This window comes from Microcoleus sp. F4-D5 (assembly GCF_036704885.1).
GTDB lineage: Bacteria > Cyanobacteriota > Cyanobacteriia > Cyanobacteriales > Microcoleaceae > Microcoleus.
Genome location: NZ_JAUBSX010000051.1, coordinates 246 through 13,942 on the forward strand (window position 1 = coordinate 246; position 13,697 = coordinate 13,942).

Sequence of the window (13,697 nt, forward strand, 5' to 3'; positions counted from 1 at the left end):
AACCCCTGCCTCAAAGCTAAAGTCGTCTGAAGACGACTAATGAGTTTTTCAGTCCTCTTTGAGAGGACTTTCGCTATAAGCCCCGTGGAATTCATTCCCTGGCTCGATCGCTCGTGTCGTAGGGACACTCCAAGAGTCCATAGGTCTCAACTTAACGTACAACCGATAGTCCGACAGGGGTTGAAACCCCTGCCTCAAAGCTAAAGTCGTCTGAAGACGACTAATGAGTTTTTCAGTCCTCTTTGAGAGGACTTTCGCTATGAGACAGGGAATTCATTCCCTGGCGGACTTGCCGGGTGGGCGGGAGGACTGGTGGACAAAAAGCTTAAGTTGAACACCTATGTGAACACCTATGGGCTTGTCCTAAGTCCCTACACTCGCCGTGTTCCTACAAGGGCTTACGACCAAAAGTGCGATACTTACTTGCGGCCCGAAGGTTGACCTTCCGTAGTCGCTATTTCCCCAGCTTCCATCAACTGCTTAAAGCGGCGCAAATCATTTGCAATTTGCTGTTCGGGAGCTTCGCCAAATAGTTTAGCAGCACCAGCACCGATCGCACCGCCCGGAGGGTTGTATTCGATGACAACTTTTACCTCTGTACCGCGTCCTGCAGGTGCCTGTTGAAAGCGCACAAAGCCAGAATTGTCAACATCAGCCCCTTCCACAGACGCCCAAGCAATTAAGCGATTTTCTTCTTCGCGGACAATCTCTGCATCCCATTCCACACTATTGTCCATCGGCGCGCTGGCAATCCAGTGAGAACGCTTTTCATCGATGACCGTAACGTGTTTGAGATGCTTCATAAACCGAGGCAAATTTTCAAAATTGCGCCATAAACGGTACAATTCATCAGCCGGTTTGTCGATCGTCACCGTCTTTTCAACTTTAATGCTTTGATTCGGATCGGCAGCAGACTGCAAACCCTCCACAACCCCCAGACCGCGCGCCGCTAAACCGCCGCCCGCAACCGCCAGCAAAGCACCTCGCAAAGAACGCTGCGACAAACCAAAAAGCACCAGCGCCCCGCCGCCAATTAAAGATGCCCAGCGTTCGGTATCGCCGCTGCTACTTTGGTTTTGTTTGTCAGAATTTGTCATTGAACTAGATTCCATTGCTTTAAACCTGGTAAATTAATAGCGAAAAATAGCAGCTAAAGGCGCCTCGTCCGGAACTTGTTCCGGCGGCACCGCGTAAACAGTTCCGCCGTTGAGAATAGTTTGAATTGCTGCCGCATTCAACAAATCTTCGTCGCCCAATTCTGCATCTGGGTGGATTTGCACCGCATTCGTATCGGGATTAAAAGTACCCCACTTCTGAACGCCAAGAGCAACAAACAGTCGATCGACCCGTCCAAAATAAGCAGCCGAAACAGCTTCTTTCAAATCGGCAGAAATTTTATCGCTTCCTGTCAGATCGCGGTATTGTGCGATCGCCTCTGACTGAGCCTGCAAAAACAAAGGTTCCACCAGCGGCAAAGCTTCTGCCCGCATCTCTTCCGGCTTGAGAAGTTTTTGATTGCCTGTAATTCCTTCTTCAACTAAATGCGGGTAGGTATTCGCTTCTCGGTAAAGCGGCAGCAAATACTCAACTCCAGCTAACACTAAAGGAGCTTTTTTATTGTGCAAATATTTGTGCAGCGCGGCATCGATTATGTGGAAATACTGCAATATTTCCTGCTGGGGTTCATCTCGATCCGGACTTCCTTGGCCGTGAAAACTTCCCGGATGCTGAAAAGAATTATTAGTACCTCCTTTTGAAGTAGCAATCCGAAACTGACCATCTTTAGCTGTCGGGTCATATTGCAGAGCCTCCTCAAGACTTTTCGGCAAGTTTTCAACTTCAACTTCCCTAGCACTGTAAGCCGTACACTCAATCAGCCTCACTTCCTTTTGACTGAGAGATAAAACATAAAATAAATTATCTCCTGTCAGCAGAGGCATCAGCGGTTTAACGTGAAAATTGTCGCTCACAACCACTAATTCCTCAAAATCCACCGGACAGCTATAGTAGCGGAAAAATCCCGAACCAACAAAAATCGCCAGCAGATTGCTTTGATTTTCCCAAAAGTTTTCCCTGTCAATTTCTGCTCGGACTGGCTCTAGCAATTCCGCAGCTTCTTTTTTGTCAAATCCGTACTCTACTATTTTGTCTTCAGCCTCTCTGATTAAATTTTTGAACCGAATCGGATTTTGTTGAATTTCTGTTCCTTGAGCGACTGGCATATAAATTGAGACGCACAATCCAGGAGATTGTTGTACCAGCGCTTTGAGTTCCTCTACAGATATTAAGTTCACCGCTGAAACTCCTTTGCTAAGAGGTTTTGTAATAAAAACAACCGATTCTTTAAAATGTATCTCTCCTGACATGGCCCCTGCGTCTGCCTAAAGTAATGATCGGCTGCTGTAGAGCATTTCATCCCCGAACTAAAACGGGGTTTGCAGCCCTGTTCAAATCCTACTGCTTATCACCTAAGATAGACGGCGCTAACTCGGCCGCTACTCTACCATAATTTAGTTTAGTCGGGTTCCACTACTCGTTATATCTGATGAAAACAAAACTGTTTCTGGGGTTGCTGTGGGCAACATTTATTGCCTACACCTTGCTGCTAGCTCCTCTCGATCGGCCCGGAACGCTAACAGTTATGGAAAAAATGCTCAAATTCCAGCTAGAAGGAATTAACCCCTACCTCGTCACCATATTCGCTCTCATGGGAGTGTGGCCGATGGTCTACGCTTGCTTTCTATTCATTGATGAGAAAACCCAAAATATATCCGCTTGGCCTGCTTTCATCGCTTCCAACGGCGCCGGCATCATCGGCTTAATTCCCTACTTACTCCTCCGCCAGCCCCAGCCACAATTTTCCGGTCGCAAAGATATGTTGCTCAAAATATCAGACTCCCGCTGGACAGGGATTGTACTTTTACTAACTACTATCTGGCTGTTAGCTTGGGCTTGGTTAAATGGAGATTGGGGAGATTATGTCAGGCAGTGGCAATCAATTCCTTTTGTGCATTTAATAACTTGGGATTGTTGCTTGATGGCTGTAATATTTCCCTCACTTCTGGGAGACGACATGGCACGCCGCAGACTCTCGGACGATCGCATTTTTTGGGCAGTCTCTCTCATTCCGCTGTTAGGGCCACTAGCTTATCTTTGTCTGCGCCCCCCTGTGCCAGAATCTGCAACAGAAATCGCCACTTTCCCACTCACAGCCGGAAATTGAAACAGTGAAAAATTTGGTAGTTTCAAGATTTAATGATATAGGAGTAAAGTTTATTTCCTTCTCGTCTGCTCGTGCCTGCCTCTCCAACGAAAGCGTTAAGGGCATTGGTGTAGTCTGTGCGTAGCGTGGACAAAAATTGTAATTGTTCTGAAAATCTCGATCGACACTTGTGAGGTGACTCTATGGAGCCAAATGATACATCGGCCCGCTACGACCGAATTGCCCAATGGTGGCAAACTAAGCATCAAGATTCAACCTACGGGATTGCCCAATTAGAACGGGCGATTAAATTTACTTCTAAGCAGCACGCAGCACTTGATGTCGGGTGTGGAAGCAGCGGACGTTTTATTAACAGTTTATCCAAGCATGGATTTGGGCCTGAAGGACTTGATATTTCTAGGGAAATGATCGATTTAGCCCAGCGGCTACATCCAGAAATCACGTTTTACCGGGAAGACATTTGTGATTGGCTGCCGCCGAAACTTTACAGCCTGATTGCAGCGTGGGATAGCACGTTTCATCTGCCAATCAACAAGCAAGCGCCTGTGATAAAAAAGCTATGCGATGCGCTTGAACCCGATGGAGTGCTTCTATTCACCTGTGGCGGCGGACATACAAGCAGCGAGGTTTCGGGAGCATTTCAAGGTCAAGACTTTGATTACAGCACTTTGGGTGTAGATACTTTCCTGCAAATTCTGGTTGAGCATCATTGCACCTGCCGCCATCTCGAATATGACCAGTATCCCGAAAATCATGTTTATATCATTGCCCAAAAGACCTAATCTATAATTCGCACCATTAAAGTGTGGGATGTCGCAACTGGTGGCTGTATTAGGACGTTGATGGGCGATCGGCTCTATGAAGGTATGAATATTCAAGAGGTAACGGGATTGACCAACGCTCAAAAATCGACTCTGAGAGCATTAGGGGCGTTGACACAATCATAAATACAAATGTGCGTTGACCTAGCCTCTCCTGTGGAGAATCGCCTTAACTTTCCTGTTGAACAGTTGCAAGTAATCTTTGCGACTCCAGCAAGATATCTCGCTAGTTCCCTGCAACGCCAGTTGTGTCGGCCCATTGCCCCAGACCGCGGTCTAGTCTGCGCTTAACACTTTGCGGAACACGACTTTATCATCGCCGGCCGCGTAGAAGTCGCGAATGCGCGCCTCCTCCTCGTAGCCGCATTTCGCGTAGAACACCCGCGTGCGATCGAACTCCGGCAGCCCTGACGTTTCCACCAGCAATATGCGCCCGCCCCGCGCCGTCAAGGTTTGTTCAAGGTAGCGCAGCAGTGCCGCACCGCGTCCTTGTCCTTGGCGATCGGGCCGGATCGCGATCAATTGTAGGTTCCACGTCTGATTGGTCATCCGTTCGGGTTCGCAGTAGGCAACCCCAACTGGCCCATTGTCGTCATCGGTCAGCCAGAAACGAGCACTGTCGCTGTCGCCACTGAAGTAATCAGCCAGCATTTGGCTCAGTTCCTCAACCTCATTTGGCCCGAAGCCGATCGCCTCGGCTATTGCCATGAGCGCAGTCCTGTCATCCGGTGTGGTCGGTCGAATCATGGCGAACTCCAGCATATTGAGTTCAGTAGATTGTCCTACGGTATACTACAAAAGGCAATTAGTTTGGCTCTAAATCCTCACAAATAACTTTTAAGCTGCTGTCCTCACTGACCAACTAGCGACCTAACTCAGCGCTTAACTTGCCGATCTTGAGTGGTGAAATTTGGTAAGATTTTGCAAACTGAGTTCATCCCGCAACAGGTTACGCCATAAGTTATTTAGAGGAAATAGACGTTTCGCTTTTAATAAAAAAGCACATTTAAGTTGTACAACTCAAAGCTTTCTGATTCTTGACTGCATTCTGCAATACCTCATTCACCCATAACCCAAATAGGAGAAATACCTCATGTCTACATTCAAATACAACCGTCTAGACAAGAATAATGCTGCGGTTCTGCTGGTCGATCATCAAACTGGACTCTTCTCACTTGTGCGTGATATTGGTGCCGCCGACTTCAAAAATAATGTGCTGGCGCTGGCAAGTGCAGCCAAATTTTTCAACTTGCCTACAATTTTGACAACTAGCTTTGAGCAAGGCCCCAATGGAGTCCTCATCCCTGAACTGAAGGAGAAGTTTCCAGATGCTCCCTTTATTCCGCGTCCCGGACAAATCAACGCTTGGGACAACGAGGACTTTGTTAAAGCAGTAGAAGCAACAGGTAAAAAGCAATTGATAATTGCCGGAATTGTCACTGATGTATGTGTTACTTTTTGTGCGCTTTCGGCATTGGAGGCAGGTTATGAGGTTTTTGTTGTCACCGATGCCTCTGGAACCTTCGATGAAGCCTGTCGCTATGCAGCTTGGGATCGAATGTCTCGTGCTGGAGTTCAGTTGGTCAATTGGTTTAGCGTTGTGTGTGAATTGCACCGTGACTGGCGCAACGATATTGAAGGACTGGGTAGTCTCTTAGCAGAGTTTATTCCTGACTACAAAAACCTGATGACCAGCTATGCAGCAACGGCAAATGCTGGATCTCCCAGTAAGTAGTGAGAAAGCGCCTAGTTTATTTAGCTCGTCTGTAACTGAGTTAATATTGTCATCGCTAGGTTATCAATTTTACGTGAAACGTAGCGGTGGCAACTACTTCTTTGTAAGTCACGTAGAGGGTGTTTTCAATAGCTCTTATGTCAATGATAGTAAGTCTTTTTCTAGTCATTTCCTCTCATGCCAAACCCTCTCGATCGCATTCGTTAATCTCCTGAATGTTTCAAGACGTGCTGCCGAAAATTGCCCAGCAATTTGGTGTGTCTGGGGTGGTTGTTCTGAATCAAACTTTTCTCTCAGTTAATTCTCTAAATTCTATGTTGGAAGAACCGTTGGCGAGCAATACCAGTGAAGAAAACTATCTAGTCACCGCTGTCATCTCTCATGTAGTGAAACCGGGGCGCGAGCAAGGTTACGAAGCATGGTTTCATGGCATCGCCGCAGATGCACGAAAATTCAAGGGACATCTGGGTGTCAGCACTATTCGACCCCATCATCACGCCCATCCTGAGTACGTGGTCATTCTCAAGTTCGATTGCTACGACAATCTCAAGACATGGCTAGAATCTGATGTTCGGCGAGAGTGGATTGAGCGATTGCAGCCATTGATTGAAAGGCCAGAAGATATTCAAACCCTGACGGGATTGGAAACCTGGTTTACGCTGCCCAATAGGTCGATGAAAGCTCCACCCCCTCGCTACAAAATGGCGTTAGTTACATGGTTGGGAGTGTTTTGTACGATTTCTATTCTCAATCGTTTGCTGGTACCGCTACTATCAGGGCTTCCTGCCTTGCTGACATCTCTGGCGATCACTGGTCTGACTGTTATCCTGCTCACCTATTTGGTCATGCCGCGCTTAACACAATTATTTCGCAAATGGCTATATCCCATTTCCTAAAATGATATGAATTTGTGGCGATCGCTGCCGCAACCGGGATAATCGGTTTGGCTGGATAATTTTGAGGGAAGTTGGATTACCAATGGCAAGTTGCAGCACTACATTGATGACCGCGGACTACGAGGGGCGCTGTCAAACTTTCAAAGCTTGCAAGCTGCAATTGAAGCGAAGAAATACGATCGCGACTTCAGTACACTAGCCAACCAAAATATCAAGTTATCCGCTGGGGATAAATACGATTATTTAATCAGACGAGACCTAAAATTAGCAGCCGACTTGCTGAAACCAACCCATTCTCAGACTTGCGGTCGAGATGGTTTTGTTCAAGTTGATATCCCGCCTCACGCGCTATTGCAGTCCCAAAGTGCGATCGTTGAATATCAAATCCTTTGGCGTTCTGTTGGCTGGTGTAATTTAATACTATTTCCCTAAAAATAGGCTAGAATGACATGGATATGTTGAGGACTGTTGCATGAAAGTAGATTACCAAGAAAGAATTGATTTAAGCATTGAGGAGTTAAAAATAATTTTGTCGGAGCGCCGTCAACGATAACTCTTTCGGCAAATAATTCAGGCACTTTATTGAGAACTGCTATATCCTAAAAAAACTCACTCAAATCTGCAGATATAGAGTTTAAAAAAAGACTAAAAAAGTTACTTAAAGTCTCTGACTGGTTGCAATTTATGACCTCAAAGCCAACAATAAATGGGTTAAATATTGGTGTCAAGATAAACAATAATTGACTTGAAAACGATTGAAAGGCAAAGAATTACAGCTTGGGTAGCTAAACGAATTGGTAAAGTTTCATGAAAATTTAAAGCCTACTATTTATATGGTGCAGTTGCACCACAAATAGGAGAAAGTTTTTGGTTGGAGTTTTCACATTTAGATAGTATGTGCTTTCAATTATTTTTCGACCCATCAGTCGAAAAATATTCAGATAATTTAAATGTTGTTCAATTGGATAATGGCAGGTTTCATCATAGCAGTCTTCTAAAAATACCTTCTGGATATTCTATTGATTTTTCAACCAAATTGTTGTCCAGAATTGAATCCAATTGATAGAATATGGGGTATATCCAACAAGAACTTAGTTGGATTATCTCTGATAATTTAGATGAGCTTAAATAAAAAATTGGCGCTTTTATTAGTAAAAATTTAAGATAAAAAATAGCGTCTACAGCCGGATGTAATTACATTTTATCAGCTTTAAATACTGTAGCATAACTTTGAAAATTTGGTATAAGATAGAAAGATAAATTGCGATGGGAAAATCGATTTAAAGTTGCGAAACTCTGATCGGCCTAATTTGTCTATTCCTCTCAAAAACGGCTCTCGGTTTCAAAGCGATTCTCAACAATAACCACAGAGATCGCCATTCTCCTGGAGTTTCCTGCCGCTTCCACTGACCCGGGCGACAGTACAGCATTTCGATCAAACAGCGGTGCTGGCTAATGTTCAGGCGATCGAACGCAATTCGGGCCGTGGGAAACTCCATCAAACTGCACCCAACACGATCGCGAAAACTCGACTCCAACTGAGATTTATTGCTCACCAATTCAATCTTAGCCACAGGAATAAAACATTTCTCTTCCATAATTTCTAGAGTCGCCGAATCGCAATCAATCAAACCTTGGGTTAAACGACCCTCACCGCCCAATTCAACAACAGACGGTGCTAGCGAGTTCCTCGCTTTGACTGCCGCAATGCGAGGGAGCGCTTTTATTTTACCCTGCGATAAACTTGTCTCAAAGGCATATTTTGGCAAAATCTCTGCAGCAGTAAAACTCTCTTTACTGCCTTGATTTTCCACCGCAAAACTTGGCCACTGTGTCAGAGTAACTTCAGCGCCACTTTCCGAAATGACAGTGGTTATACCCCAAAAACTTTTACCGCCAATATTTAATTGCACCACCCTGCGTAAATTGAACCATTCGTAAATGTCCGGCTTAGGAATGTCCACCAAAATCAGCAATGCAATCCCGATCATCAGCAGGTTGTAAGCGCTCCAAATCCATCCCAAACTCATTCCTTTTGACAAATATGCACTTTCTGATATTGACTGTACGGTGCCAAGATTTTTAACTAAATTAATGTTTAAATTGTGACACAAACTGACTGCTGTAGCTGCGAACAAAACAATCAAAGGCCATCCCAAATTCCAGTTAAAACTAAAGCGATCGCTCGCCATTCCTTTTGGCGTCACCTGAAACCCTTTCCCAAAGGGATTCAGCATGGAACTCACCACCGTCACCGCTAAAGGAATACACTGGACAAACGAATAAATATCGGACAGCAAAGCCGATCCAGATCTGCGGTTCAGCCAAGAAAACACAGTAAGTTGCACCAAATAGTAAGGCAGGAAAAAGTACAGCAATTCCCGCGCGCTTGCCCGCAAAGGAATTATGCCGAAAAATGAATAACCTATAGGTATCAACAGATATAAAACCTTGGTTAAACTGGTAAACCAGTGCAGCAATCCTTCCAAATGAGACAGCCTTTGTACGAATGTGAGACCGCGAATTGTTAAAGGATTGGAATCAATAAAAAATGCCTGAAGCGTGCCTCGCGCCCAGCGTAGCCTTTGATTTAGATGAGCCTCTATATTTTCAGCCGCCAAACCAGCACTCAATTTTTCATCTAAATAAACTAAGCGGTATCCGGTTGCTGACAGCCGAATTCCGGTAAAATAATCTTCGCAGATTGAATCTGTGACCAAGCCACCCGCTATTTCTAAAGCAGTTCGCCTCACTACAAAAGATGTACCGCAACAAACCACGCTGTCGGCGCTGTCTTTGATGATTTCAATTTGTCGGTAAAAGATTTCTTCTTCCGGCGCGAGCACATTTTCTAAGCCTAAATTACGGGAGATGGGGTCGTGGTTGTAAAAGCTTTGCGGTGTTTGAACGAGGGCGATTTCAGGATTTTGAAAAAATCCAACTGTTCGAGTTAAAAAGTTTTTAGTGGGAATAAAATCTGCATCGAAAACTACAATTAGTTCTCCATGAGTTAGGGCTGTGGCATGGTTAATGTTTCCAGCTTTGGCGTGAATATTATCGGGTCTGGTTATATATTCGCATCCCAGTTCTTTTGCCAGCAACTTGATTTCATGCCGCTTGGTATCGTCGAGCAAATATACTTTTTTGTTGGGATAATCTAAAGCTTGACAGCCGATTACAGTGCGCCGTAAAATAAATGCCGGTTCGTTGTAAGTTGGGATAAAAATATCTACGGGCGGGGTGAAGTTTCCAGCTTCAACTGCAATTGCCATGCGATCGGCTTCTCGACGGCGGTCTTTCACTTTCAGCATTAAATACAGTTGAATGCTGGTGGTGAAAATCATTAACATTTCTAGGAAAAACATCCCCAAACTAAAGATACCGTTGAGGGGATCGCTTAAATTGATAGTAGCCAGCGATCGCCACAAAACGTAGCGAATAGTTAAAGCCAGAACTATTGCAACTACGACAGCGCGCGACCATTTCTGCGGTTGAGGCGAAATTTTAATTGCAGCTAAAGCAACAGAGACAAGCGCGACAGTCGGCACTAACAAATACCTCTTGCTCGTAGCAGGCACTTGCAGCCACACAGGCGGGTTTTGCTGCCAAGTGTTGATTGTGGCAAAAATCGCGCTGACAGTGCCTTCACGCGCAAACCATGCTCCGGCGATCGCACCTGCGAAAGCAACCGCCCCCAAAACGACTAGCGTTGCCGCTGGCACCCGCGAAATCCGCCAAAAGCGACGTTTCAAGTCTTGAAGGTCAAATCTTGAAGTTGTCATAAAATATATTTAAAATTCCCGATCGTGCCTGCAACAGTCAGGGTTTCCTCCTGTCCATTTTTTAATTGAGTTGAAAATTTCCACACCCCCAATTATTATATTTACATTTTTTAACATTCTAACCATTGTATGATAATTCATCTTGCTTCCTAGTGGCAAACTGCCCAGCGAGTCCCAACCCGGCAAAATATAGCAGAAGGAACAAGGAAGAAGGCTTTAGTTAGCTAGGAAAGAAGTTAGAAGCAATCTTCGGCAAGGATTTCAGCAATTAACAACTTCATAGCTTACATCTTGCACCAATGTCACCAATAGACAAGATCCCTGTTCCACAAAAAAATATTTCTTGTGGGTTTTCGCTCCAACACCGCCGATAAAAAGCTGATTGAAAATGCTCCAATATTTCAGTCCTAACCGTCGGGTGCCGTTGCTATCTTTCAAAAAAATTATATTGTCTACAAACCAAATAAAATTGCTATATCAAACTATAGCAATCCTATTTGGTTTAACAATTAGACGATTTTGACATCTAACTAAAGGTAGATTAATTGTATATTAATTTTAAAAAAATTACTGCTATCGCAGCACAAAAACTCAGCCATCAAAGAACTAATCAGCAATTGCTAATTGCGAGATTGCATAGCGGGCAACAGCCAAACTAACTCTAGCTTGTTCTATTTCAGACAATTGGGCCCAAGGTCTTTTAGTCGCCATGACCAGTTCCACGCCTTCGGAATCAACATCTCGCATGGCATAAGCCAAAGGACGCGCCAACACTTGCAAGTCTTCCTCACCCCACTGAGGCAAAATATCTAACACGCACTCTACCATTTGGTCAGCTAAAGATTGATACTTAACAGTTGCGTTTTGCACGCTTTGAGCGATGCTGGCCAGGAAATCTTGAGGAACGCGAGCAAATTTTTCGCGCAAAGACTTTTGCAGAGCAGTCGTCAGCCAAACTTGTTCTAATTGCGAAAATAAAACTTGCGACTTCAGGGCAATATCGCTGTCGCTGAAGCAATCAGACAGCGCAAACTCCTGCTCTAGGGCACTCAAATAAGATTCTGATTCAAGCTGTGCAGGATTCCAGGGATAGGCAACATCAGTCTGAACTATTGTGGCGAGAAGTTCCATCTGGGCTTGAGTTTGTGAGTCGCCAAAATATTGAGAATCAGGAGATTGGGTAGCCATGATGTAATACCTCAGGGGGAAAAGGAAAATTATAGAAGGGGGACTGTGCCAAGAGCTAGTTGCGAGCTTTCAGTGGTAAGTAACTCTTTTAAATTCAGAGTGGAGATTCAACGCCCAGAACTTGGCTGTGCCGCTCGCCCCTCGCCTTCATTAGCTACACCCGCATCTTAATTCGTTCCGCAATCAGTATCACTGTAGCCCGAAGTTTTGGGAACCTCAATAGTAAACTCAAAAATCTGACCTTGAGAACTGCCAAATTTTAGTTGAGTGCCGCTGCGCAGCAGCAATTCTTGGTGGTGAACTCTCAGCCATCCCTCAGAGCCCAAAACTAGAGTCCCGTAGCGAGAAAAATCCCGCAGGAAGTAGCTAGGTTCTTCCCGGCTATCTCCGATACTGTTTCTGCAGAAAATCTCGGCGTGTTTTTGAGAAACCCACTGTTCTCGAATCACTACGTCGTTTTCTTCCCAGCGTCCGACTCGAACCATGCCCGCGCGAATCGGCCAAACCTGATTGGTCGAGTCGGTGGATTTGGCATTTGGTCGATCGCGCCCCCGCAAATAAGCACAAGACGGCAACCGTCCCAGCCAAGTAGAAGAATTTAAAGGCAATTCAGTTTTGAGGTCATCAACCGGCTCAGTTAGCTGACCGTCAAACTCAGGGTGCATATACAGCACAGGCAGCGTCCAAGCTGGTTGATTGAACTTGTAGAGGGTCAGTAGCTGCTGTCTGGCAACGGCGACGGCCCGATCGACCGACATCCGTCCGGCCAAAGCTTGAGCAAAACTTTGGATAAAACTCAGGGCCTCGCGATCGGCGATCGAGTCCCGCATCCCCAATACCGCCGGCACCCCGTGATGGATCAGTACCTCAGCCAAACTGCTGCGGGCGATCGCCTGTTGCTGGCCGTTAGTTGAGTGCAGCCTCTCCATCGCCGGCTGAGCTCCCCAGCAGGCATTAAACACCGCCAGAGTCACCCGAGACCGAACTAAAACCTGAGCCAGTTCAGTGCCATTAATCGCGGTTTCCGGCCCCAAAAACAGCAAACCGCCGTCGGGGCCCGGTATCCCGTGCCCGGCGTAAAACAGAATGTTATAAGCTTGCGTTTCCAGCCGAGAAATTAGTTCCGCCGCAGTAGGTTCGATCAGAGTATCGACGCGACTCGGAACGCTGATATCCGAATATTTGCCGCTGTCGTCGGTTTGAAAAGCGCTCTCCAGAACCCCAGCTAGGGCGAGTGCTTCTGCTTCCAACTGCAAATGACGGTTGTTGCTGCTGGAAAATTGAGAATTAGCACCGCGGCCGGGTTCTGCTTGTCCCAAAACTAGCAAAATGTTGAGCGACTCCGCAGGATGCAGGGGTGGCAAAGGTTCAACATTGCTGGTAGTGCGGCTGAACAGCAGTTGTTGTGACAGAGAAATTGCCGGTTGACCGGCTTGAGGCTGCATAATTTCCCAAGGTAAAGCTATTAAATACGGTTCGCGCAAGTCTACGCGCACTCGCAGGGGTAGATTTTGCCCGATCGCGATACCTTTACTTTCCTGGAGACTACCCTGAATCGGTCCTTCAAACAGCCACTGCCAAAGATTAATCCCCAAATGCTGCATCAGGCGGCTGCTGTAGCTTGCCGGTGGCCGAGGCGGATGCTGATCCCCCTTGTCGCCCCACCCCCGTTGACCGAGGTGGAGCGGCACAGAGGGCGTCGGTGGAGCGAGGTCGAGCGAATGAAGACTTCGTTGTTCAGTTTCTACCAGTATATTCTGGTTGTTTTCCGGCGAGACGAAACTGCCATCAGGATTTAGGGGCAATTCGTGAATTGTCCCGGAGGGCGAAAACATTTCCTGCCAAGCTTTCCATGATTGGGATAGGGTATCGGGCCACATACAGTCATGGTGAACGTACCCGCTGGGATAGGGAGCTTGTAGAACCCAAGTGGCAAAATGGTTTGCCCCAGCGGTTCTCAGGCGAGCGATCGCTATACTGAGGCAAGGACTTTCAGGGCGCGCCATTCACAACTACCGACTCTGGATATAGGGTTGGATTGAGTTTCTCTAT

At 46.1% G+C, this 13,697-nt stretch carries 12 protein-coding genes; 6 read left to right on the forward strand and 6 right to left on the reverse strand.

The window, feature by feature from the left end:
• Positions 1-419: 419 nt before the first annotated feature.
• Both QUA80_RS21480 and QUA80_RS21485 read right to left on the reverse strand, forming a co-directional pair.
• On the reverse strand, positions 420-1,112 hold the full coding sequence (locus tag QUA80_RS21480; protein WP_333427111.1) for an SRPBCC family protein: 693 nt from the start codon (positions 1,110-1,112) through the stop codon (positions 420-422).
• 18 nt (positions 1,113-1,130) lie between these two features.
• The gene (locus QUA80_RS21485; RefSeq protein WP_333427112.1) at positions 1,131-2,294 is read right to left on the reverse strand and encodes a baeRF3 domain-containing protein; all 1,164 of its coding nucleotides are present in this window, start codon (positions 2,292-2,294) and stop codon (positions 1,131-1,133) included.
• 251 nt (positions 2,295-2,545) lie between these two features.
• On the opposite strand from QUA80_RS21485, the gene QUA80_RS21490 reads away from it, so the two are divergent.
• The 3 genes from QUA80_RS21490 (at position 2,546) to QUA80_RS21500 (ending at position 4,170) form a co-directional block, all read left to right on the forward strand.
• Positions 2,546-3,223, forward strand: coding sequence for a DUF2834 domain-containing protein (locus tag QUA80_RS21490; protein ID WP_333427113.1), 678 nt, complete (start codon positions 2,546-2,548; stop codon positions 3,221-3,223).
• Positions 3,224-3,405: 182 nt separating this feature from the next.
• Positions 3,406-4,005, forward strand: a complete 600-nt coding sequence (locus QUA80_RS21495; RefSeq protein WP_333427114.1) for a class I SAM-dependent methyltransferase — start codon at positions 3,406-3,408, stop codon at positions 4,003-4,005.
• Positions 4,006-4,026: 21 nt separating this feature from the next.
• Positions 4,027-4,170 carry a hypothetical protein gene (locus QUA80_RS21500; RefSeq protein ID WP_333427115.1) on the forward strand — a complete coding sequence of 48 codons (144 nt, stop codon included), beginning with the start codon at positions 4,027-4,029 and terminating at the stop codon, positions 4,168-4,170.
• A 150-nt stretch (positions 4,171-4,320) separates the two neighbouring features.
• Here the strand turns inward: QUA80_RS21500 and QUA80_RS21505 are convergent, their stop codons facing one another.
• On the reverse strand, positions 4,321-4,806 hold the full coding sequence (locus tag QUA80_RS21505; protein WP_333427116.1) for a GNAT family N-acetyltransferase: 486 nt from the start codon (positions 4,804-4,806) through the stop codon (positions 4,321-4,323).
• 331 nt (positions 4,807-5,137) lie between these two features.
• Between QUA80_RS21505 and ycaC the strand changes: the two genes are divergently transcribed.
• The 3 genes from ycaC to QUA80_RS21520 all read left to right on the forward strand — a co-directional run bounded on the left by ycaC (position 5,138) and on the right by QUA80_RS21520 (position 7,107).
• Positions 5,138-5,779: an isochorismate family cysteine hydrolase YcaC gene (ycaC, locus tag QUA80_RS21510; protein ID WP_333152046.1), complete on the forward strand. Its 642-nt coding sequence runs from the start codon at positions 5,138-5,140 to the stop codon at positions 5,777-5,779.
• 215 nt (positions 5,780-5,994) lie between these two features.
• Positions 5,995-6,675 (forward strand): antibiotic biosynthesis monooxygenase, encoded by a 681-nt coding sequence (locus QUA80_RS21515; RefSeq protein ID WP_333427117.1) that lies wholly within the window; start codon positions 5,995-5,997, stop codon positions 6,673-6,675.
• Positions 6,676-6,822: 147 nt separating this feature from the next.
• Positions 6,823-7,107, forward strand: a complete 285-nt coding sequence (locus QUA80_RS21520; protein WP_333427118.1) for a hypothetical protein — start codon at positions 6,823-6,825, stop codon at positions 7,105-7,107.
• 848 nt (positions 7,108-7,955) lie between these two features.
• On the opposite strand, the gene QUA80_RS21525 is transcribed toward QUA80_RS21520, so the two are convergent.
• From QUA80_RS21525 to QUA80_RS21535, 3 genes are all read right to left on the reverse strand, one after another.
• Positions 7,956-10,457 (reverse strand): glycosyltransferase, encoded by a 2,502-nt coding sequence (locus tag QUA80_RS21525; RefSeq protein WP_333427119.1) that lies wholly within the window; start codon positions 10,455-10,457, stop codon positions 7,956-7,958.
• Positions 10,458-11,063: 606 nt separating this feature from the next.
• Positions 11,064-11,645, reverse strand: coding sequence for a hypothetical protein (locus QUA80_RS21530; protein WP_333427120.1), 582 nt, complete (start codon positions 11,643-11,645; stop codon positions 11,064-11,066).
• Between the two features lie 167 nt (positions 11,646-11,812).
• The gene (locus QUA80_RS21535) at positions 11,813-13,651 is read right to left on the reverse strand and encodes a CHAT domain-containing protein (RefSeq protein ID WP_333427121.1); all 1,839 of its coding nucleotides are present in this window, start codon (positions 13,649-13,651) and stop codon (positions 11,813-11,815) included.
• Positions 13,652-13,697 lie beyond the last annotated feature (46 nt).